This window comes from Caulobacter flavus, assembly GCF_003722335.1.
GTDB lineage: Bacteria > Pseudomonadota > Alphaproteobacteria > Caulobacterales > Caulobacteraceae > Caulobacter > Caulobacter flavus.
On sequence record NZ_CP026100.1, the window covers coordinates 2,120,597 to 2,143,108 of the forward strand.

Annotated in this window: 13 protein-coding genes; 1 reads left to right on the forward strand and 12 read right to left on the reverse strand. The window is 62.3% G+C overall.

Annotated features, from left to right (window positions below):
• Positions 1-169: 169 nt before the first annotated feature.
• Genes C1707_RS09915 through C1707_RS09925 form a run of 3 tightly spaced genes read right to left on the reverse strand, consistent with a single transcriptional unit; the run spans position 170 to position 4,112 of the window.
• A complete protein-coding gene (locus tag C1707_RS09915) occupies positions 170-1,144 on the reverse strand; it encodes a TniB family NTP-binding protein (protein WP_240633900.1) in 975 nt (324 codons plus the stop codon).
• Entirely contained in the window at positions 1,141-3,333 is a 2,193-nt protein-coding gene (locus tag C1707_RS09920) for an integrase catalytic domain-containing protein (protein WP_240633901.1), read from the reverse strand. Before C1707_RS09920 ends, C1707_RS09915 begins: the two co-directional genes overlap by 4 nt.
• Positions 3,330-4,112: a TnsA endonuclease N-terminal domain-containing protein gene (locus C1707_RS09925; protein WP_145998474.1), complete on the reverse strand. Its 783-nt coding sequence runs from the start codon at positions 4,110-4,112 to the stop codon at positions 3,330-3,332. Before C1707_RS09925 ends, C1707_RS09920 begins: the two co-directional genes overlap by 4 nt.
• Positions 4,113-4,843: 731 nt before the next feature.
• On the opposite strand from C1707_RS09925, the gene C1707_RS09930 reads away from it, so the two are divergent.
• Positions 4,844-5,662 (forward strand): hypothetical protein, encoded by an 819-nt coding sequence (locus tag C1707_RS09930; protein WP_145998475.1) that lies wholly within the window; start codon positions 4,844-4,846, stop codon positions 5,660-5,662.
• A gap of 89 nt (positions 5,663-5,751) precedes the next feature.
• Here C1707_RS09930 and C1707_RS09935 read toward each other — a convergent pair whose 3' ends face one another.
• Genes C1707_RS09935 through C1707_RS09975 form a run of 9 tightly spaced genes read right to left on the reverse strand, consistent with a single transcriptional unit; the run spans position 5,752 to position 22,507 of the window.
• Positions 5,752-7,176 (reverse strand): DNA phosphorothioation-associated putative methyltransferase, encoded by a 1,425-nt coding sequence (locus C1707_RS09935; RefSeq protein WP_101714960.1) that lies wholly within the window; start codon positions 7,174-7,176, stop codon positions 5,752-5,754.
• Positions 7,164-7,634, reverse strand: a complete 471-nt coding sequence (locus C1707_RS09940) for a hypothetical protein (RefSeq protein ID WP_101714961.1) — start codon at positions 7,632-7,634, stop codon at positions 7,164-7,166. The genes C1707_RS09935 and C1707_RS09940 overlap by 13 nt, the downstream gene beginning before the upstream one ends.
• Before the next feature lie 6 nt (positions 7,635-7,640).
• Positions 7,641-12,956 carry an FtsK/SpoIIIE domain-containing protein gene (locus C1707_RS09945; RefSeq protein ID WP_101714962.1) on the reverse strand — a complete coding sequence of 1,772 codons (5,316 nt, stop codon included), beginning with the start codon at positions 12,954-12,956 and terminating at the stop codon, positions 7,641-7,643.
• Positions 12,943-14,571 carry a hypothetical protein gene (locus C1707_RS09950; protein WP_101714963.1) on the reverse strand — a complete coding sequence of 543 codons (1,629 nt, stop codon included), beginning with the start codon at positions 14,569-14,571 and terminating at the stop codon, positions 12,943-12,945. The genes C1707_RS09945 and C1707_RS09950 overlap by 14 nt, the downstream gene beginning before the upstream one ends.
• Before the next feature lie 2 nt (positions 14,572-14,573).
• Complete coding sequence (locus tag C1707_RS09955; RefSeq protein WP_101714964.1) at positions 14,574-16,427, reverse strand: hypothetical protein; 1,854 nt, start codon at positions 16,425-16,427, stop codon at positions 14,574-14,576.
• On the reverse strand, positions 16,424-17,248 hold the full coding sequence (locus C1707_RS09960) for a phosphoadenosine phosphosulfate reductase domain-containing protein (RefSeq protein WP_101714965.1): 825 nt from the start codon (positions 17,246-17,248) through the stop codon (positions 16,424-16,426). The genes C1707_RS09955 and C1707_RS09960 overlap by 4 nt, the downstream gene beginning before the upstream one ends.
• Complete coding sequence (locus C1707_RS09965) at positions 17,245-20,394, reverse strand: hypothetical protein (protein WP_101714966.1); 3,150 nt, start codon at positions 20,392-20,394, stop codon at positions 17,245-17,247. Before C1707_RS09965 ends, C1707_RS09960 begins: the two co-directional genes overlap by 4 nt.
• The gene (locus C1707_RS09970) at positions 20,391-21,272 is read right to left on the reverse strand and encodes a DUF4007 family protein (protein WP_164467320.1); all 882 of its coding nucleotides are present in this window, start codon (positions 21,270-21,272) and stop codon (positions 20,391-20,393) included. The genes C1707_RS09965 and C1707_RS09970 overlap by 4 nt, the downstream gene beginning before the upstream one ends.
• The gene (locus tag C1707_RS09975; RefSeq protein ID WP_101714968.1) at positions 21,269-22,507 is read right to left on the reverse strand and encodes a cysteine desulfurase family protein; all 1,239 of its coding nucleotides are present in this window, start codon (positions 22,505-22,507) and stop codon (positions 21,269-21,271) included. The genes C1707_RS09970 and C1707_RS09975 overlap by 4 nt, the downstream gene beginning before the upstream one ends.
• Positions 22,508-22,512 lie beyond the last annotated feature (5 nt).

The window sequence follows — 22,512 nt, forward strand, 5'->3', positions numbered from 1 at the left end:
GCGGCAACGCGGACGAGGTACCCAATCAAGCTCTCGTCAGCGAACGGGTCGAGCGGAAAAAGAACGCGAGGGATTGGCTTGGCCGGTTCCGGGGCGCGTACGGACGCGCCCCGGGGGTCAGCAGCGAGCGGATCGGCCTTTTGACGATCCGTATGGCGTCGATCGGCCATCAGCGATTGGGGCTTGTTGAGCGGAAAGGGTTTCGCGCTGTAAAGCCTTGCTCCAAAGCCCATCGATCAACTGCGAGTGCCAAGTCGAAGACTTCGATGCAGTCGGCGTGTCGCCTGCGCGCGATCTCCAGGGCGACGTACATGATCCGGGAAATGCGGCCGATGACGCCGGCGGAGACCTCGTGGAGGCACCCGCTGATCCAAGGGTGCGACAGGCCTGCTGGACGTCGCATCAACCCCTTGTGGACTATGGCCAGGTCGAGCTCTTCGGCAAACCGACTTAGCAGGCCCCTATCGGTCGCACTTTGACTTGAGAGCTCCCGATAGTCGCAAGGGGAGAGCAGTCGGCCGGAAAGTTGAAGGTTACGAGTAAAGAGGCTTTTGCCTTCGATCGTGCCGAGAAACACGACGGGAACTACTCCGTCGTCCAACAGCCGCTTTAGGCTGTCCGTCACATCGCCGCCGCTGCCGGCGCTAGTCAGGTGCTGCACCTCGTCGATGATGAGCAGTAGCGTTTTGAACCGACGGAGGAACTTGTAGGCCCGTTCCTTAAGTACCGCCTCAGTGGCGGAGATGGTGAACTCGTCGCCGAAGTACTGAAGGATGGACGAAAACAATTTCCTTGAAGTCGTTGCGCGGTCGAGCGGCACCAGCACGACGGGAAACTCCTCGTCCCCGGACTGTCGGCTTTCGGTTACCATTCGGATGAACTCTTCGGCGGCGCGGGTCTTTCCCGAGCCTGTTGGTGCAAGCACGCGCAGGCCCTTCTGCGGCGCTCCCTGCGTGGAGCGTCCAAGTTTCATCAGGAAGTCGCACCGGCTGTGGAATTCCGAGTGCAGGGGGTAGGCGACGAATATCGTATTGAACAGGGCGAGCAGGTCCGCGACAGCTTCATTGGATGCTGCGGACCAGTCTTCCTCCATGATCCCCGAAAGTGGCAGGTCAGGATCGAGTCCAATCGGGGCGCCGCTCATAGCTTGAACCCTTTCCAAGGCTTCTGCGTGAGGGCGTCGGCGGGCGAATGCTTGGGTGTCGGATGCTGCCTGGGCTTTGCTTGCTCGGGGCGCTGGCGACCCTTCGGTTTTGAGGCTCGGGGCGGGCGGTTAGGCGGTGTGTCGCCATCGATCCGATGTCTTGCCAAGGTGTCGTGCGGGATCACGGGCGCCATGCCGTCGTGGCGTGACGGGGCGTAGGCCAGCGTCGCAGAATTGCCTTTGAGAGCCTTCAGGATCTTGGGTGCTGTCAGCAGCCGTGCTACGGCTCGTCTCTGCCTTAGGCGTAGTTCCGGTGCACTCTGCTGGATCATTTCGACCAGCTTGAGGCGCGCGGCGAGCCGATCCTCCTGAGTGCTGAACTCGAGTCCTTTCTGCTTGGCCCAGGCCTTGAGTTGCTGATGATGCCAGAGCGAAATTCCAGCGCTGTATGTTTCGTCGGTGCAGGGCAAGGTCACGTAGAAGTTGCGACGCTGATTCCAGACATGCACCTCGCCGAGATTCGCTGGATTGTATTTCACCTTCACTTGGGCGGTAGCGGAGCCCTTTCGCTGCCCCCGGATGGGCTGAAGACTGATCAAGTCCTCTAGAAGCTCGCCGGTCGCGTATTGCTCGTGGAAGGTGAGTCCGAACATTTCCAACCCGGACCGGCTGAGTGTGCACGGAAACTTCATGGCCCCGGCCATGCGATCGAGTTGATGGTCGTCGCCAATGACGTCGATGCCATAGGCTTCCATGTCCTGACGCCAGAGATCCGCAGGCGGCCGTTTGATGCCGCTATGCTCTTCGATGTGATAGTAGGTGATCGCTTCCCAGATCAGGTCTTCGATCTCAGCGATCGTGAGTACCGCATCCTTGGTGGGGTCGTACCCCATCTCGCGTAGAAGCTCCGGTTTGAGCACTCCGCCAGGAGCCTTCTTATTGAGGATCTCGTTCAGGGTGCCAAAGAAGCGCTCGACGATGGCCTTGTAGGTGGGGGAAGCCACCGGCGCCCAGCGAACAGAGGTCCCAACGTCGGCCATGCCGTCTTCGAATGACTTGCCGCTGAACTCCCAACCGTTGTCGACGACTACCTCGTCAAATCGTCCAAAAATGCTCGAGAGTACGGGAAATTTCGGAGCTCTCGAATGCAGATGCAACTTGGGTTGGTTGGCCCTCTTGATGCATTCCAGTGCCTGGAAGAGCGAGGGCGGCTCGTAGCTGAGCACGAAGGCGACAACACACCGTGTCCTCACGTCTATGATGACGGTCAGCCATGGTCGCCCGACGGGTAGCATGTATTCGCCGTCGATGACGGCGATCTGGTCTAGTAGCGTGTGGTCCATGCAGCCAAGCTGAAGAAACCTGGCTGCGGTAAGGCCCTTGCCATTGGCCTTGAAGCGCTTCTTGGCCAGCTTCTCCCCGAACTTGGCGGCGTAAGTCTCGTAGCACTCCAGTCGCCTAATATCTTGACGCAAGGTCTCGATGCTCGGCCGATCGAGGGGAGGCCAAGTGTGGGGGCTTTGCGTGCGCCACCGATTGATGCGCTCGATCCACGAAGCCAGCCATGCATAGACGTCGGCGATACTTAACGGGGTCGACCAATACTTGAGTACGGCCTTCTGGAGCAGCCAGAGCGTAATGGGGGGGAGGCGCCGGCTTCGTGCGACCCGGCCGCTCATCGACAGCATTTGCCTTGACGTGCGCTCGCCAGGCGTTCCTCGCTCTTTGAGCCAACGGCGAACGGTTCGAGGGTTCGGCTTGCCGAACTGAGCGGCTTTGTCGGGCTCTGCTGCCCACAGGGCGCAGAGTGCGAGGTGCAGCGCTCGGTCGCCAAGAACGTGGATCCCCATGCGATCCAACCCCTCAAGGACGAAGCGCCGCAGAGCGGCCCTTGGGTCCAACTCAGCGACCTGGTCGGGTGCGTACTCACGCTGTTGGGCTTGGCGGCGCGCTGAAGTGAGGTTTTCGAGCGTGGGAACTTGTCTCAGGCGTCCTTCGGCGAACGCTTCGACAGCCCAGACGCGATCGGGCATTCGCAGGCTGCCGTCCGCGGCGCGTATCTGCAGCGGTCCGCCGGTGCGTTCAACTAGGAACAAGAGGAGTCCATCGCCCAGGTCGCGCTGGAAGCGGATGTGCTGGTTGTCGACCATCCAGCGTTGCTCGGGCTTGAAGCGGATGGGAGCGATCATTGAGCCGCTCGTTCGTAGCTACCCGCGTTATCCACCGCGGTGACGCGGCTGTTAGCCGAGATGGGGCGATCCAGTTCGATGTTGAGCACGCGCCCGACCATCATCGCCATGGCGATGGACATGCCGGCGCGGCTGTCGCCAAGCGCCTGCGCGATCTGTGCGAGGGTGGTATCTCCATTTTCGCGTTGCAGGAGATTGAGCGCCAGATAGCAGTGCGAGGCGTCATAACTGACCGTGCGCTTGGATTGGACCAGGTGGACGTTCGCATGTCTTATCCTGGCGGCGACCGTCTTTTCAGGAACAACGATCCTGAACAGCCAGCCCAGTCGATAGCAGAACTCTCTGACCGCTTCGAGTTTGGCGGTGTAGCGCTCATCGGAAGCGTGTCGATAGTCACCCTTAATCTCGATGACATCGATGGCTCCGTCCGATAGCAGTCGAGCGCAGTCGGCAATGTAGGTCCGAAGCTGGCCGCCAAGGATGAATTCCAGGCGGAACGGCTGGGCGCGGTAGTCCATCACGCAGGTGTCGACCTCGCTTTCATGGAAGAAGGAGAGCTCGTTCATGCTCTCATGCGGCATGGCGCGTCGGGCCTTTCGGCTGGCATAGCTGCCCGTCACGAGACGTCGGCGCCCTGTGATGATCGACCGGATGGGGCGGCCATCCGGTGTCATGACGATGCGGCCGAAAGGGCCCCCAGCCACCGAGCCGTCAGGCTGCGCTATGCGTTCGATGGCCTCGGAAACTGTAGTCGGTGAACTGCTCAGATAGTTGGGCATCTGCCCCTCCTTGGTTGTGGTGGAAGGGGCGGAAAAAGGCCGCACGTCGCCGTGCAGTCCGGCAGGCGGACTGTTGACTCCGGGACAGTGCGGGGGGAGACTGCATTATCGAAGGCTAATCGATATCAGGGGTCTCCCCGAACAAGGGCTCCGCTGGCAGGCGGGGCCCTTTGTCGTTTCCGCCATGGAATTTCTGAGTCTCGGCGGCTCCTTTCTTGGCCGGGAGCGATGTCGCGCACTGTGCGGACTCGTCGCGGCTCGATCATTCACCGAATTTTTGATTAATCAAGTCACCCATCATGCTGATTCAGTAGATGTGGGGCTTGCGCGTGTTGTTGTGGTGAGTGGGTGTCGGAATTTTTGGAATATGGAACATATTCCATAATTTAGATGATTATATTTGTATTTGTGAATAACAGTTTTGTATTTTGATTTTTCTTGATGAAGCAACTTTCACGGCTGCTTTGTGTTGTGGTCTTTGTGGTTTTTAGGCGATATAAATTCAGATATTTTCGCCGAGCTCGTGCGGTTCCCTGTTCGGACCTGTTTTGACTCTTCTCCGACGTTGGGAAGGACCGCTTCCTGAAGGTGAGGAAGATCAGCGGCGCGCTCACTCAGGCTTGGGTGTGTCCGGCTGAACTTTGCAGGCCTCATCAATTTCGACCCAGTATTGACCTAGTGGGCTCAGCTAAACGAGGTCATGATCATGCCCTGAATGGGGGCTTACAACCGTGGTTGAAAAATCTGGGAAGTCCAACGCGGCGACGGTCAATCATGCCCTTAATCGGCACAAGGTGAGCTATAATCGTCGCCTCAATGAGATTCACATTGAGACACAGGTGACGACCACGGCTTTGAAGCGTTACGCCGAAGGAATGAATGCTGGTGTCGCCGAAAGGGGCAAAGTCTTCCATCATTTTGAGGTGCCTTCGGGGAATAAGCCCACGGCGAGGATCCGTCGGGCGTCTCCTGATCTGAAGGCGCTGCTGACGGCGGTGATCGACCAGGGGGCCTATAAGAAATCGCTCGTCCTGGCCGTTTCTATCACCGAGGACTATCTCATCGATCTGATGAAGCTGGTTCTTCGCGCTCATCCAGATCGGCTTGGTCGGGGCGTAAAGCGCGGCGACAGCAAACCAACGATCGCCCTCGAAGACTTCATCGAGAGAAGTCGGGACGAGATCCTGGAGGAACTGATCCGCAGCCGCGTGGGTGGTGCGCTCTATGCCAAGCCTGCCGAGTATTTGGCTTATGTGGCTTCGATCTTGGAGGTCGAGGTGCCGGCAGAGTCTGCTGCGGGTTTCATCGAGGTCAAGGCGACCAGAGACATCGTTGTGCATGGCGATGGCCGAGCCAATGAGCGATACATTGAAAAGGCGGGCCAGCGCGCGCGCGTGGCCGCGGGCGAGCCGCTGCTGATCGATGGCGTCTATTTCGATAGTGCGATCGGGACGATGAAGAGTCTGATCTATCAGCTCGCTGAGAAAGTCGCCGCTAAGTACGCCGACGATGACGCTGTCACGCAATGCGCCAAGGCGATCCTGCGCTGACGCTCCCTTCGGGCGGTGACGGCGCCTGATCAGCGCCCAGGCTCGGCAACGAACCGCGGCCTTCCAAGACTGAGAGAACCGAGCCGATCCTACGTCTGTAGATTTTCAAATACAGTATCCTCGTGCAGGCCCTGCTCGATCCGGTAGGCGTCTTCGGCGCGGCGCTGTTTGGACCGCGCAGCCAGACCCAGAAGCTGGCCCTTGCGCAGCAAGCGGCGCGGATCGGGCCGAATATTGACGTCCTGTCGGCGCAGATCGACCCGAATGGAAATCTCGGCGCGGGGGAGGGCCTCCTTGGGATCGATCAGCTGCCACATCGCCACGCGTTTACGAGGCGCATCGATGCGCAGAACGAAGGCTCCGTCGGGTTCGCCGGAGAGGAAGGTGGCGCATCCGAGGTAGCAGCGCAGCAGCGCGGGCAGGCCCTCGGCGCGCGAGCCGTCCACCACCAAACGCTGGCGGTGATCGAGAACGCCCAGGCCCTGGTTAGCGGCCTCGACGATCGTAGCTTGCACCCGGCTCTCGTCGGCCAAGCCATGGAGATACTGCACGGCCTGCAGCGCCAGTTCCTTCTGGTTGCCAAAGTGCGTCCGGATGTCGCGAACCATGCCCGGACTTGGCCGGCTGGCGGAAGTCGATCGGTTCAAGAGCCCCAAGGCTTGGTGCACGAGGAGATCCTCACGCCGCGCTGTCGCGGCGGCCTCGAATTCTTCCTGCGCCAGCAGGGCGCCAAGGCAGGCGTCGACCGCTCGCGCGAGCGACACCTTCTGATCGGCGAGCTCGGTGTGAACCGCCGCGGCGAGCTCATCGAGCTGAGGGACGCGGCCTCGCTGGCGCATGAATTGGGCGAGCTCGGGTAGGGCCGTGGGCAGCCGCTCTGATAGCGTTGGTGCGGCTGGGCGCGATGAGAGCGGCGCGCGAGCCACACGATAGCTCGCGGCCGAGGCACGTCGCCCAGCGCGCCGGTTGAGCAGGAATTCCTGCTCATCCTCGGGGGAGCGGAACACGAAGTAGATGCCTGGGGCCACCGCCACCGGCTCGGTCCCGAGGACCTGGGTAAGCAGCGCCCGCAGCTCGGCGTGCAGGTAGTACTTCTGGAAGGTGCCACGCGAAGTGATGAAGCCGTCGCCGTGGGAGCGCAGGCCTCCGATGGGTGATTGGCCGACGATCATCGTCGAGACCGCTAGCACCTGCTGAGCGAGCGCCCAGGCCTTGGTTAGCGCTTCGCGCCGTTCGGCCGGATTCTCGATCACATTGAGGACGAAGCCCAGATTGACCACCGGCGCAGGAGAGCGGTCCGCCTCTGGACGGAAATGGGGATCCCAACCCGTCGCCTCGATGCCGCTGGCGCCGAGGATACGCAGGTCGTCACCCTGACCGCAGCCGTAGTCGAAGACCTGGACCCCGGGCTTGATCAGGCCGTGCCTGACCAGGAGCGCCATGGGCTGGGACAGATCATGACGCACCATCGCCGTGCGATGGCGATGGATGATGTTGTTGTCTAGCGTGGACACAGCCGGTGGCCATCGAGACGGACGCCAGCGCTCGCCAGCCTTTCAGCCCATGGGCGTCGACGTCCGATGAGGTGGTTGTCGCGGAAAAGGTCCCGGCTTTCGAGGTCGGCGGTCAAGGCGGTCCACTCGGCGATGGCGGGGTCGAGGGGATCTATCAAGAGTTCCTTGCGATGAAGGATCAAGGGATTATCCGCGATAGCGAACGCGCGCTGAACGACCGCGCCGGTGGCCAGATCGATACGCGCCGATCCGCGAAGCGCCGGAAACGGATCCTCACGGAAATCGGCATAGTCGAGCAGGGCGACGACCTCGGACTCGATCCGGGCGACATTCCAATCGATCCGCTTCACGCCAGCGACGCAAAGCGCCCTGGCCAGCCGCGCGCCGTCCGCATCCGACAACAGGCCAATGGCCTGGCGGTGGATGTAGAGAGCGCCGCGGACCTTTTTGCCAGGCATGGTTGGCTACTCGGCGGCGTCCTGGCGACGGGTTGTCCAGGTAGCGATGACCGCCCGGGCGAGATCCTCGACCTCCTCATCACCAATGAAGGGGACTTGGAGGTAGATCTTCTGATCGGAGTCGAGCTTGGCGATCAGATGGCCCTTACCCAGCAGCTTCTCAGCGCCCTTTTCGTTTAAGGCGATCCGCGAGCTGCCTTCATCGCCAAGCTTCAGGATGAGCTTATTACCAAGGTTAGTCCTCAGCTGCATGGTCATCACCTGATTGTCGGCGCGCTGATAGACCATGAAGAGGTGAAAGCCCGCGGCGCGAGACAGGGTCGCGATCCGATTGAGAAGGGAGTCGACCGACCCCTTGAATTCGTCGTCCTGCATCCAATTGGCGACTTCGTCGAAGATGATGACGACGCGCGGCATACGGCGGTGAGGCGCAACGATACGATTGAAGTGGCCAATGTTGCGGCAGCCTTCTGCCGAGATATCTGCGTACCGCGTCTCCATGTCATCGACGAGGCGCGTCAGCAGCGCGATCGCCTCGTCCTGATCGGCGATGATCCCATCGCGAAGATGCGGGAGATTGCGCGCCCAGGCGTAGTCGACCCCCTTCTTCGGATCGATCAGATAGAGCTCAATGTCCTCGGGGGCGTTGAGGGCGCAAAGGTCCAGCATCAGGTTGGTGACCAGGATGCCCTTGCCGCTGCCCGTGGTGCCGGAGACCAGGCTGTGGGGCGCGGCCTGGTCCTGACCAGCATACTCGCCGGCCAAGGGCAGGAAGCATAGAGCGCCGTCGTCTTCCTTTTCGCCGAGCAAGGGCGCCATGGTTTGCGCGGGCGAGCGCTCCTCACCCGTTCGTCTGAGCCAAGCATCGGCCAGGTGCAGGGTCACGCGTTTAGGACGGCGTAGACCCACCGCAATCTGACCTGCCAACGGCGTGATGCGGACGATGTCCAGACCGTACCGGGTCAGGAAGTCGGTTTGCTTTCGCTCAAGCCAGCCGACAGTCAGGGTGCGGCCGCCGATATATATCAAGCCGGTATTGGGCGTCAGCCGATGACCCTGCACGGGCGCGTCCATGCCTTCGGACTGCAGAGCGCCTTGCAGCGCGATGATTTGCTTCTCGAGCCAAGCCTCGCCCTCAGCCTCGTTGCTAGCGCGGCTGAGGTGCGTCAGGACCGCCGAGATCTCTAGGCTCCACGGGCCGGCGTGTGCCACGGCTTCAGCCAGGTCCTGCGCCGGATCGTCGTTGGCGGGGGTCTCGTCCTCGCTGACGAGCGCAAGCGGTTGTGGCTCCGGCGTGGTCGGCGCCGAGGCCGGCGGCTCCTCCAGCGCAGACACGGTAGCCGCTGGATTGAGTTGCTGTTCCCCATTGTCGGCCGCTGGCCACCCGGCTGGGATGCTGAGAAGGGGCGCTGCGGCGTCGTCGCCAAGGTCACGCAGCGCCTTGGCGGTGGTCGAGCGGGCGAAGACCCATTGCGCTAACCGTCGCCGTTCAGCCTGGGGTTTTTCGTCGTCGACCAGGACGGGCATGGTTTCGTAGAGCGCTTCGACCTCGTGGCTGAAGACGATTGAATGCCCATCGAGGGTGAGATTGATCTCGCCCGAGCGCAGGCCTTCTAGCCATTGGTCTTGAGTGATCCCGCCAACCTGGTCGAAGGGGTCCATGTGCTCGAGGACCATGTCAGCCAGGCGATTGCGCCAGATCGTGGGGTCGAGCGTGGAGTTTGGATCCAGCAGTCGATGTTGTAGCGCCGTGTAGGTGGACTCCAACTGTCCAACCGATCGGCGGCGCTGATCACGAAGGTCGTCTTGACCTACGTACTTAGCCTCGATCACTACCAGACGGATCTCCGGGCCTTCCGAACCGTAGGAGAAGTCGATCGCCAGGATATCGGCGATCTCCCCGGTCAGATCGAGCCACCCCCGATAGTCGTCTAGGAAGAACCAGCCGGTGTGGTTCTCACGGCCGGTCTTCAGCAGGCGATCGAGTTCACGCTGTGAGAGGACGACACCAAGGAGCTCATGGGCGTGATTGGACCATTGGACGCCGCGCATGATGACGCCGCCCGACAGTTGCGCCGCGCGGGCGAAGAGCTGTTGGCGCACCGCGGCGAGGGTTTGAGCGTCGGCACCTGGCAGGATTACATCCAGATCGTTCGAGATCCAGTCGGTCAGGTCCTTCGCGTCGATCTCGGTCGACACGATGACGTTGTGGCTGGATCCTGGCACGCTGAAGTAGCGGATGATGCGGCGCTCATCGGTGTTGACAAGACGGCGGTCCGCGACCCTGTCGAAGGTCATCACCCAGTGGCCTAGGTCATGGGCTTTAGTCAGAACGTCGGCGACCGCGCCTGACGTGAAAGCCACTTCTTGGATAGGCAAGCGCGGTGCGTTGTCGGACGGAACCTCGCGCGCGCCGACAGTGTAGAGGCAATCGACATAGGCCTGGCACGCCCTCGGCTGACGCGGGGCGGTGAGGTAGAGCGCCGAGGTGGTGTTGCCGCGTTTGAACGGGCGGCGCTTCGATCGTGCGGTGGGCACGTAAGACGCTAGATCTGGCGGCGTTGGGTCAACATCGCCCTTTGACCAGCGGACTGAACTACCGCGCGCGATCACATCCTGCAGCAGCACGATGTCACTGGACTTGGCTCCGCCATGCACCAGCGTCTCTGGGCTCATGATGCCCATGCGCAGGCGCGACAGGAAGTTGCGAGCGGCTTCACTCGCTAGCGTGGCGTCGATTTCATAGCTGATGCGACGGTTCTGGCGCTCATAAACTTGGCGGAGGCGGCGCGGATCATCATCCGTCACGGCCAGTTCGCAGCGCAGGTCCGCGTTTTCCTCGATACGGCGCGAGAGGCTATTGGCCATAGCCAACGGCAGGTTCTCGGAGTCGGCGTTGAGGATCAGGACCGAGAAGTTGGCCTGCTCGTGAGGGCGCAGCTTCAAGTACTCGTCGGCCACCCGCTTAAAGGCCGTGACCGCTGCGTCGGCCGGTTCGTCCGACAGACCGTGGCGGGCCAGGTCGCTGACCGATTCCAGCAGGCTGCAGTCAGCTATCATCTGGGTTTCGGCGAGGAGCTCGCACTTCTCGTCGGCCGACAGCGCCACATCCGCGTAGTAGGTCGCCGTCAGCGTCGCAGCGCGATCTTCTGCAAAGTCCTGTACGGCGCCGCGTTGATCGAGCGAGCTAGCGATGATGCGTTGGACCGCTGCGGCGGCCTGGCGAGACTTGGCGGCCATCTCCGCCAGCCGCAAAGGTTGCCAGGGGGCCGTGAGCGCGGCGGCGCGTTCGCTCTCCACCGAGATGATGCCGATCGAGAGCAGGGGCGCTAGGAGGTTACGCAGGCTGATTTCTTGCGGCGCCTGGGTTTGCACCATCGTCAGCAGATGGCCGTAAAGTTCAGCCTGATCAATAAGGCTTTGGGCGCCGACGCCTTCACCGCGCAGCAGAGCGCTCAGCGCCTGGCCGTATTTCCCATGAAAGGCCTCATAAGCCTCTCGCAGCGCTGCGGCCTGGGCAGCGGTGATGATCTTTCGATCCTCGATGTCCTGAAGGTTCTTGGGCCAGATAAGATCGATCCGATCACCGCTCCGGCCATCGTTGGCCAAAAGGCCATCGCTCGCCCCGAAGGTGTCGATGACACTGGTGCGTTGGGCTAGGTCGATCACCGTTGGTGTCGACGATCGTGAAGACTGGTCGATATGGATCCGACCTGTCAGAAGGCGCGTGGCCTCATCCTTGTTCTCCGGGCGCAGACGCCTTAGATCCAGCGAGATAGACAGGCCCAAGGCTTCGGCTGGCGGTGACCAGATCAGCTGCGCGCGGTTGGCGTGCGGGCGGCCGCCCGTCGTCGCCAAGACGGTTTCGACCTGGTCTTCAGGGACGACGAAAGCCTCGAACTCCAGAGCCGCGGCGTCGGCCTTGATCGAGGTGTTTTCCTGGACCTCGTTTTCCCAATCTTGTTCCCAGCAGCGGCCGCAGTCGAGCACCGCGCGCGGGGCGAGCATTTTGTCCAGGCCCCGATAGCGATCCCGAAGATAGCGCAGGACGCGGGTGTTCTTGTCGCGCGTCCAGAAGTCGAGCTTCTCAGCGTCACGCAGGCGAATGATTAAGACGCGGTCGCCGTTGTCATCGCCGTCTTCGGTGTCCGGCACAGCCCGGTGCGCTAGCTTAAGCAAGCCTTCGGCCAGGTCCTGGGTTTCGATCGGCGCGTGGAAGACAAGCCGCTCCCACCGCTTGAAGAGGCGGGGGTCGCTCTGCAGGCGCGGTTTGTGGTTATGGAAGAAGTCGTCGATCTGCTCGCTGGGCTTGGCGTTGTCGCGCGTCAGTTCCGACAGCAGCTGCTTTTCGGCGTCGGTCAGGGCGTTGGGAAACTGCCGATCGAAGAAATTGCGAGTTTCGTCCCCGAAGTTCGGCTTGGCCTTGCGCTTAGCGTCGCTAAAGAAGGCTTCGATCGCCTCCCACCCAAGTTCCGCGACGACCTCCTGGGTCTTGGTCCATTGTCCGTCGAAGACGGCGCGATCCGCGAGCAGGGCGGCAATCGCGGTGGCTGCGTCGGCGGCTAGTAAACGTTCGTTGTCGAACTGCTCAAGACGCTTCTTCAACTCTGTGCGGTTCAGTGGGGCCCCATCGCGGCTCTTCAGGTAGAGCGCGGGTTGGGCTTCCTCGAGCGCCTTGCGGAAGAATTGCAGGGCGATGTCTGAGGACTCGGTGATTTTCAGCCGTGGGTCGCCACAGTCGCTGGGGAGCCGCACGGCGGGCAGGGCTCGGCGAACAGCTTTTTCGGGCGCCAGGCCTTCTCGCACCAAGTGTCCGGAGGCCCGCACGACGAAGTCGGCGATCGTTGCAGCGTCATGGGCCACGCCAGCCGCTAGGAGCCCCTTCAGGGCATGCACGAAGGCGGCGCGGATATCCTCCGAACACTGAACAAGGCCCTCTTGAGCCCAGACCTCAGCGTCCTGTAGCAGCCAGGCGTCATCGATCTTGGCTTTGTGCTCCAGGGTTGGCAGCGTCTCCTTCATCTTGCGCGCGGGGACCGTGCAGACGGTCAAGCGAACACCCGGCCCGGCGTGATTGCGGTGCCAAGGAGCAGTGCGGTCGCAAAGGACGGCCGGCGAGATATCGCCTTCAGCCAGATCTGGGTGGACGAACACCTCGACCTCGCCGCCAACCACCTTCTCGGCGGCTACACGTCGGGCGATGGCGCTGACAATGGCCGGGTCCAGCCCGACCATGCAGTAGTAAGCGCGGCCATGGTTGGCCTGGACGGTTTCGCGAAGGCGCCGCGCAGTGACGCGGCCGATGAGATCAAGCGGGGACAAGGATCTGATCTCCAACCAGCGCCGTGGTCGCGCGATAGAAGGGATTGATGACGAAGGCGCAGTCGTCTGATTTGCGATCCAGGAAGCCCAGGACCCGCAAGCGCTCTTCCAGTCGTCGCTCGTTTTCCTGGAGATCGGCTTGCGGCGCGGGCAGCGACACCCGGTTCACCCGGAAGGCCTCGCGCACCTCTTCAGGGCCGATCACCAGATTGTAGCGCTTGAGCAGCAGCTGCAGGAAATCGCCAAACTCCATGGGGGAGCGGACGTTGGTCAGCACCAACGCCTCCAGGAAGTTGTCGGTCGGCGCGTACCAGGTGCCTGCGCCGCGCGCGGAGCGAAGCATGCCGATCTGGCGCGTGTGGCTGCCAAACATCGGGCCGATGGAGTGGCTCTTACCCGCCTGGGTCGCGCTGCGCAGGTCAGCCAACTGCTGCTCGGCGCTGGGCAGGCGATCGGGGTCAGGGGTGGGAGGCGCAGGCCACCGGAAACGCTCGGTGAGAAGGTGTGTCGCGAGCGTGCGTCCGGCCGTATTTTCCAAGACAGCCTGCCAATCTTCGGAGGCGGCGAAACGATCAAGGTAGCTATTCATCGCCTCCGTGATCATCGTCCGGTGGCGCTTGTGCTGGTTGGCCGAAAGTTTGCGGATGGGATTGTTGCCAGGCGCGCCGACCAGGTCGAGGAAGAACGGCGGGATCGGCACGCCATCATCAATTGTCTCGCGGGCGCGTTCGACGATGTAGAGCGATTGGAGGAGGCCGCTGACCCTTTGAAGAGGGTCCAGAATGCTTTCCGTCGGGATGCTGTCGAGGTTCAGCAGCGAGACCCAATCGGCCGCCAGGCGATTGTAGACCTCGTGAGCGCCCAGTGGCAGGTAGCCAATGGGCATTTCGCTCGAATAACTTTGATCGGGTCCAGCAAGCCGAGCGGCCAAGCGGTTCCAGGCGCTATCTGCCGGCAGCAATCGGCTGCGGATGAGCGCTTCCAGCCTTTGTCTTTGGCTAGAACGATTGAGCATAAGATACATGAGCTCGCCCGTCCTGCGCATGTATTTGCGATCGGCATGTCCCTTTTCGTCGACATCGGGGAAGATCATGCTCGGGCCGAGCGGCAACAGATGCTTTGAGGTCCAGCGCTTTTCCGTATGGCTTTCAATTTCGGCCGAGCGAAGAAGCTCGACGGCGCGCGCGAAGTCGCCAAAATTCTTGAACGCGTTTCTGAGGTATTTATAGTCGTACTTGATGCCGCTACGATCGAGCGCAGCTTGCCAAGCGGTCCACATGGCGTTTTCGTCCACGGACTCGCTGTCAGCGATGCGAAGGATATCGCGATCTCGGAAGATCAGGTGTCGGAGCGTCCAGTTCATCGGCACGCTGTAGCGAACGACCTCGTGGGCGCTGCCAGATCCGCGATCGACGCCGTCGAAGATCGCCTCGCCCCTGCGCGCCTTGTCGAAGCACACGTGTAGGCATTCGATCAGCGCGCGCCATGGTGACTGGTCATCATAGAACAGAAGCCCCCAGATGCCGTATTCGCACCAGAGTTTGACCGCGGCGAGATTCTGGCCGTCTGGGACCTTCAGCGCATCCTGCGGCAGGTGGAGATTTTGATTGGCCATGGTCAGATCTCGATCGGGTTGGCGCGCATTTCGCCCCTGTCGCCCAGCGACAGCACCCGGACGACTTGCCCCTGGTCTTGATCGTCATTGAAGACGGCCTTGACCTGGGTCTGAGTGACCAGAGCGAAGTGACGGATTTCCTGATGGCACTGGCGTGAGAAGCTGGATGGCAGGCTGCCATTCGACACCCGCATCAAATACTCGAAGAGCAGTGGACGCAGATCGAGCGCCGGCAAATTCATCTTGCCAAGCAGCTTGCTCGCCGCGACCGAAAGGCTTGGACGTTTGGTCGTTGGATCGAGCGACAGGCGAACGCTGAAGGACGTCATAGACGCGCGATCGATTGGATCGATCGTTGCGACCTTACCAGCCGGGTCGTCGGTTTTGCCGATGGTGCCAGCCAGCCAGAGCTTTTCGTCATCGCTGGCCATCATGCCGGTAAAGGCCCGATTGAGCCCCCGAATGAGCTGACGGGTGTAGGCGTCCACAACGTCCCTGGGCGCGCCAGCGCCCAGGGAGCCCAGGAGTCTGAGGTAGACCCCGCCGTGATGGAAAATCGTTAGGCGCCAGGGCGAGGACATCTCCGGTATTTCGGTGTCCTCAAGCCGGAAAAAGGCGCGCCGTCGCTGAGCTTCCAGTCCGCGACGGAAGGTGTTGATCACCTCCGCGCCACTAGTGGTGCCGCCTTTAGCGAGATAGTCCTGCAGCAGGGGCGCATAGAGATTGCTCCCGTAGACCTGCTCGTCGGCGAAGATAGCGTCGTGCAGGGCCTCAGGTTTTCCCTGAATGAGGGCCGCATCGATCAGATTGTTAGTCTCAAGGCCAACGGCCAGGACCTCGAACACCCTGAAGACGCGGTTGGCGTTACGCCGTTCGGGACGAAGATTGAGACCGCAAGCGTTGTTGTAGGGGTTGGTGTGTCGATACTCTCGCTGGTTGGCGCGCTTCTTCGCCGTCGCGCAGTTCAGCAGCGGATCGTCTGGATTCTTGGCGTCGCCCAGCACGATGTTCACCACCAGCGTCAGCAGCTGGCGGATAGGAACATGTTGGTCGTTGGCCGCAGCCAGGCGCAGCGATTGCCGCAAACGGTCCCGGAATGGCGATGGCGCTCCATCGACACGTCGCAGGAGCGATCGATTGAGCTGGATGGGGCAGGGCTTATCATCGGCCAAGGCCGCGCAGGAGCCGCAGCCGCTCGTCCAGTCTTCGTGCTCGAGGATGGCGTCGAAGATATTCTCGACGAGGGCGTCGTCCCAGGTGCGGCTGAGATTGAGAAGTCGCAGATTTAGCGACGTAACAGTCTCCCGTTCCTCTCGCAGCATCTCGGCTAGGGTCTGGTGGAGCAGCTCGTAGCGAGCCTTCTCGGCCAGTTTCGCGGCTTCGGCCGCATCGCGGAAATACTTGAGAAGTTGGCCGTCATTGGCCGCGACAAGATAGATACGATCCTTGCGCTGGCCCAGGAGGGCTTGGCAGAACCCTTCCAGTTCGTTGGCCTTCTCGGTGTCCGATACCTCGCTGAGATCGCGGATGATGCGCAGCTCTTGGCCGGTCGGCAGCGTGGCCAAAAGTACGCCGTCATCGCCAGGCCAAGTATCAGCCCGATCGTGGAACTGCTCGGTGAAGAACTGCCGGATATGGTAGGTCTTCCCGTCGCCAGCGGTGCCCGTCAGGATGACGTTTTGGGGCTCCGAGCGGAGCAGGCTTTCACGAATGGCGGCGGCGCGCGGCGCCTGGGTCTTCAGCGGCTTGACTGAAAACTGCGCCTGGGTCTGGCGGAGGTTTTCGTCGCAAAGGCTGTCGGAGGCCTCGACAGGTCCGAAAGTGCGCAGGAAATCGACGAGAGGATTGGCGCTCATAGGTGGCACACCGCACAGCCGTCTTCCGACTTGGCCTTGATGGCGCGACGGGGCATGTGCTCGACGTCATCGAGCGAACGGCCGTCGACCCAGGTGTATTTGCGGCCCCGCTTCATGGTCTCGTAGGCCTTGGCCTTTTCGTAGAGGTCGGGGTGACGCTCCTTGAGGCCCTGCCATTCGCCGATCTGCTGGTAGAAACAGAAATAGCAACCCGAGCGGCTGCGCCACTCGTAGTAGTCGGGCAAGCCGAGGCCGGCGCTGTCGAGGATGCGTCCGACCTCGTCCAACCCGATGGCGTCGTCGCGATAGGGGTAGACAGGTGTGATGTTGGGCCGCTCGGAGATCACGACCGGCTTGGCGCCCGCCGTGCCATTGCCCAGATAGCCGGCACGGTTCTCGTCGGCGCGGATGCCGATGTAGGAATAGGCGCGATCGGTGCCGACGAACCGCTCGAACGGGGCGATCTTCATCATGCGCGTGCACCAACGCGCGCGCGGACTCGGCAGGAAGCCGGCGAAGTGTTCGTAGAGGGCCACGTCGAACGCGGTGCGCCCCGGCTTCTCGGGCACATCGAAGAGATCCATCGCTGAGACGCGATGAATCTCCATGTCCAGAACGTTCTCCAGTCGGGCCAGATAGTCGTAGGTTTCCGGCAGCTCGACGCCAGTGTCGGAGAAGACGTACTCGAATTTCACATCGGGATTGCGCTGGCGCAGATAGACCGCGAGCGCTGATGAGTCTTTCCCGCCCGACACTGGCACGATGTGCCGGGCGGTGTGGTCGAGGACGGCCTTGTCCACCGAAACGGCCAAACTGGTCATCCGACCTCCCGAATGTTGCTTCTCTGTGGCGTGTCGTGGCTTTGCGCGTCGAGTTGCGCCAGTTGCCGCTTCAGCTCGCCGATCCTGGCTTCCAGGATCGGTCGCACGCGCGCTTGAGGCGTTTCAGTGCTGATGGCCGCTGTTTCAATGCGCTCGCGAGCTTCGCGCAGCGCTGTCCGGAACTGAGCAGGGCTAGGGTCATCCCATTTCTCCAGGCCTGTTTTGAGCAGGATGAGGCTAAGCGCGGTGGCGAGCGATCTGGCCGAGAAGCGTCCATTGGCCGTCTCAACCGTCTTGGCGAGCACGGCCCGGTCGCTGATCTTGAGATCCTGGCGTTGCTCCAGATCCGCAAGATCGAAACAGTCGGACCAGGCACGCACGACCTCGATGAGGTCGGCCTGCGGCGAGGTCGCTGCCCGGAAGGTTTCGGTGATCACCGCCACAGCGTCATGGGCGAAGAGCTCTTCAAGGCCATCGACGGCCTTGCGCGCAGCTTCCAGCTTGACGATCAGCGTGGGATCAAAGGCGTTGGTCGAGAAAAGCGCCGGAATGTCTTCGAGCAGAAGGGCCACCGGATCGGTGGCGCTACTCAGCAGTCGCAGCAGCGCCTTGGCGTCGGCACCCAGGCGATCAACCCGGCGAGCGCTCTCGGGAACCTCGGTCAGCCAGCGCTGGATGGCGTCGTAGGCGCATCGCACCAGCTCGTCTTCCTGATTGGGCTGCTCGTGGGCGAAGACATCGCAGATTTCGCGAAGATAGAGGTCGCGCTGCGCGTCGTTGGGCAAGACCTGTACGGTGAAACCGGCCGGATACATGACCATCTGGTCGAATTTGAAACCCAGCAGATCTGGCTCGTAGACGCCATCGCGATACAGGGCGACGTTGCGCGCGAATTTCTGATAGCCCGCCGCAATCAGCAGGGGGGCGACCCCGAGCGGCAGCCCAATCGGCGTCTTCTGAAGATCGTGCAGGAGGTCGCCGAGCGGGCGCGGGGACTGTGTTGGAGAGCGCATGAAGTCGGCGATCTTTGACCAGGCGCTGCGCAGGCCAGTATCTGCGATCTCGTTGGGCCCCACAAAGCCGGTGTCTTGGTGCAGGCCCGTGCGCTCGAAGACCGTGCGGTAGATAGAGGCTTCGGCGCTGGTTTCGTTCTCTTCGAGGCCTAGGCGCTCACGATCGGCGCGTTGCAGGATCTTGGTGATGATCCGCACGCGAGAGGTTTGCATCATCCGCGACGGCTGATCGCGCATCAGCTGCTCGTTATCGATCCGCGGGGTCTCGCCATACCAATCGTCGAAGAGCTTGGAGGCGGCCATGGTCCCAGGGCGATCGTTAGTCACGACCAATTGCTGGCCCTGCGCGAACCAATCGGCTGCGGGGCCGCGGGGGGTGAGCAAGGGACGCAAAAGCATGGCAAGCTGCTCGAAGGCGACAGATTCGAGCTCCTGCAGCTCGGTCGTCACCATCGGATCTGAGGCGATGAAAGCCTTGTCAGTTCGCAGAGCTTCCAGGGCCACCAGCTCCAGCGCGGCGCTCTCAATATCAAGCACCCGGCGGGGAATGACGCGGATCAGGCGCTCGGCTCTACAGCCGTGCGCGGCTTCGCGAGCGGCGTCGATCTCGGTCTTGGATCGCGCCAAGACATACACGATGCTGGCGGCTTGCCCGACGGACGGTGGAGCAATCACGTCGGCAGCGCGAGCATAGGCACCGCGGAAGTATCGATTGACCCCAGCGCGCGCGTTGTGACCTGGCGTGCGCACGTTGGGTGCCGGAAAGCGGGCGTTGAGGAAGGCGAGTAGATCGAAGCTGCTTGCCAGGCGATCTCTTTCTTCGCGGACCCGCATGGCGACGTCGATGTCGGCCCCGTGCCAGACGGCGACGTCGTCGTTATGGCGCCGCCACAGCAGGAGGTTGGCGCTCAACAGATCATCGACGGCCCGCGTGATATCGGCGGCCTCGCGCCGCTCGGAGAGCACTGACAGTTCTAGAGCTTCGCGCGGCAGGCGCAGGCGCTCACCGCTGACGCCCAGTTGAAGTAGACACGCCGCGGCGATGAGCTCGCGCTGCAAGTCGTCGCGTGCTCGGGAGCGGGCGCTTTCGGCTTCGACCCAACGCCGGTAACTGCCACCGATGCCTACATCACTGCGCATAGCGTCGGCGAAGGCCTGGTAGACCTCCTCGATGCCGACGGGACGGCCCATCTCAGCTTCCCGCAGGAAGGAGAACAGGCTGCGCTCGTTCTGCCCAACGCGAGCAACCAGCCTTGGCAAGATCTGCAGAGCGCCCGCCGTCAGCGGTTGCATCTGGGTTATCAGGGCCTCGATCGCCGCCTCATCCTCCATGGCGTCGAACCAGCGCGCATCCTTGATGCGTTGCGCCAGCCCGGAAACCGCCTTGGGCTTGAATTTCTCAGGACGCAGGGTGGTGACCACCTCGCCCACGAGCTTGTAGATTTCCTGGCTGTCCTCGATCAGGCGGATCGTCTCGAACCGTCCTTCGATCTTGCGCCACTCGGTCCGCGTCGTTTCATTGAGGCGAGACGCGTAGGCCAGCATGTTCTGGTGCAGCAGCAGGGTAAGGCTGAGCGTTGGCCCACTGGCGCGCGAGGCTCGCTCGGCCAGGCGCTGGACGAAGTCGAGCTCACCTGTACGGCCGTCGGCGGTTAGGCCTTCGAGGTGGCGGCCAAACTCATCCCAGATGATGGCGACGTGATCGAAGGGTTTGTCTTTCAGCGCTTTGGCCAAGCCATCTAGCGAGTCGAGCTTCTTGATCCCCAAAGCGCGCGCGATCGCTTGCAAGGGTTCTTGCTCATACCCAGTCAGAACAACAGCTTCGCCGCGCTTGGTCGAGCGCAGGCGATTGTTGATCCGGCGGCCAAGCTCGGGATCGATCAGATCCAAAGCGGGGGCTAGCCCGCCAACGAGGCTGGCGGCGGTGGGGTCGTGGCGAACGGCCAGAGCTCCTACGCCTGCGGCCAGCGTCTTGCCGCTGCCGTAGGGCGCGATCACCATGTGAGCGCCTTGCGGAGCCATCACCGCCGAGATGATCGGAGTAGCGCGACGTGTGGGCCGGTAGTGGCCAAAACGCAGCGGGAAGCGCAGGTCCTCGGTCAGATTGAGCGAGCGGAAGAGAAATTCGGTCATCCGGCCGCCTCCGCATCGACGCGGCTATAGAGGGCCTCTAGCCAGTAGGTCAGCGGTCGGTCGGGAACGTGGATCGTGCGGTCGCCCGCGGCGCTCTCCACGATGACCCCGTCCTGACGCTTCTTGCCGATCTTACCGACGGTGGTTTCGATTGCTTCGAGCCCTTGGCAGAAGATCCGGCCGGGGCCGAGCCTGAGCGTGGCGAGCTCTCTGAGGCTCAGGCGGTCCACGCCCTTCTGGCTTTGGAGCGCCGAGGTGGCGGCAAGGAAGACTTCCTCAGGCAGACCCTGCGGACGACGCGTCCGCTCAAAGCGGTGGACCGCGTCGTGTCGCGCGACGAGGCCCAGCTCGCGAAAGGGGCAGGCGCCGATGTCTTCAGGGTCGACGAGATCAACGCCAGGGCGGGCCGCGTAGGCGCTGAGAAGGCAGGCGACGTCACGCTGCACCATCGCTGCGCTGGGCGGCCGCTGGGCGTGGGTGCGCGCGTAGGCTTGGAAGGCATCCTGGGCCGTAATGCGATCAAAGATCCGGTCCGAAAAGTCGTTGAAGAACCAACTCCAGACCGAGCCTTCTTGCCGCGCCAAGATCAGATGCAAAAACCACCAGGTGCCCGGGCGTTCGAAATAGCGATCGTGCGCGAAGATCAGCTTTGCAATCTCGAGGTCTTCATCGTCTTTGGCGGGACGAAGGCCCGTCATGTTTAGCCAGTAGCCGAGAGAGTCCACCATCTTCGACCCAAGGCCGAGTGCGTCAGCGGTTTGGGTGTTGGCGCTAAAGCCATGCGTGGTGATGAGCTGGTTCAGACCCTTCGGTAGCCAGCCATAACGGACCGGGAAGGTGGCGTGACCGCCGTAGTTGAAGCGAATGGTCTGGTTCACGCGCACATCTCTAAACGCTGGTAGACTTTGGCGATGGCGGTGATCGCCGTATCGATCTCGGTTTCGGTGTTGAGCGGCGAGACGGAGAAGCGGACGCAGGAGAAGGCCTCGTTTTCGCTCAGCCCCATCGCCCTCAGGACATGCGAAGGCTCGGGACGCCGGCTCGAACAGGCCGAGCCCTGTGACGCCAGGACGCCCTCGGCGTCCAAATTGGCGACGATGGACATAGCATCGACGCCAGGGAACAGCAGGTTGGTCACATTGGGGAGGCGGGGGGCGCGCCCGCCGTTGACAACCGCGCGCGGCAGCGCCGCCAGAACGCCCGCCTCAAGACGGTCCCGCAGCAGCGCCATACGCTGAGCATCCTGCGCCAGACTTCTGGCGCGCTCGGCGCAGGCGACGGCGAGGCCCGCGATCATCGGCAAGGCTTGAGTACCCGCACGTAGGCCCTGTTCCTGCTCGCCGCCCAGTAGCTGCGGCGTCAGACGCGTTTCTTCTTCGTGGACCAGCAGAGCGCCCACGCCCATGGGCGCATGCAGCTTATGACCAGAGATTGACACCATATCCGGGCCCCGGCCGCGGCCCACTAGCGTCAGCTGCTTGCCAAATGACTGCGCTGCGTCGGAGTGGAACAACACTGCCTCGAACCGTGCGATCAGGTTGGCGATTGTCGCGATCGGTTGGACGACGCCCGTTTCGCTATTGGCCGTTTGGATCGAGACCGTCACCGGGCCAGTGGTCTCGTTCAGCCAGGCCGCCAAGGTCTCAAGGTCGACCAAGCCATCGCGATCGACTGGCAAGATGCGAACCTCAAACCCGGCGTTGGACAACGCTTCGGCCGGGCGGAGGAGGGAGGGGTGCTCGACGGCCGAGGTGATGAGGACGCCGCCGCGGCGCGCATGTGAGGCGACGACGAGGTTGTTGGCCTCGGTGCAGCCTGAGGTGAAGATGACATTTTCTGGGTAGACGCCTTCGCTGAGCGCGATGACGGCGTCGCGCGCCTTTTCGAGCATAGCGCGCGCGATCTCGCCAGCGGCATGTGCGCTCGACGGATTGGCTCCGCGCTGAAGGGCCTCGACGACGGCTTTGATGACGATCGGGGTTGGGGCGGCGTTGGCGTTGGCGTCGAGATTGATTTGGGCGTTAGTGGTACCGCCCTCGGCTCCTAGCGTTTCGGTCAGCGTCAGCTCGGCGCTTAACGCGTGTTCCGACCAATCTCTATCCGCCTGAGCCATCCCAA

Coding starts and splice junctions, on each gene's coding strand:
- C1707_RS09915 (WP_240633900.1), bottom strand. CDS start 1,144: ATGAGCGGCGCCCCGATTGGACTCGATCCTGACCTGCCACTTTCGGGG.
- C1707_RS09920 (WP_240633901.1), bottom strand. CDS start 3,333: ATGATCGCTCCCATCCGCTTCAAGCCCGAGCAACGCTGGATGGTCGAC.
- C1707_RS09925 (WP_145998474.1), bottom strand. CDS start 4,112: ATGCCCAACTATCTGAGCAGTTCACCGACTACAGTTTCCGAGGCCATC.
- C1707_RS09940 (WP_101714961.1), bottom strand. CDS start 7,634: ATGCCTGGCAAAAAGGTCCGCGGCGCTCTCTACATCCACCGCCAGGCC.
- C1707_RS09950 (WP_101714963.1), bottom strand. CDS start 14,571: ATGGCCAATCAAAATCTCCACCTGCCGCAGGATGCGCTGAAGGTCCCA.
- C1707_RS09955 (WP_101714964.1), bottom strand. CDS start 16,427: ATGAGCGCCAATCCTCTCGTCGATTTCCTGCGCACTTTCGGACCTGTC.
- C1707_RS09960 (WP_101714965.1), bottom strand. CDS start 17,248: ATGACCAGTTTGGCCGTTTCGGTGGACAAGGCCGTCCTCGACCACACC.
- C1707_RS09965 (WP_101714966.1), bottom strand. CDS start 20,394: ATGACCGAATTTCTCTTCCGCTCGCTCAATCTGACCGAGGACCTGCGC.
- C1707_RS09975 (WP_101714968.1), bottom strand. CDS start 22,507: ATGGCTCAGGCGGATAGAGATTGGTCGGAACACGCGTTAAGCGCCGAG.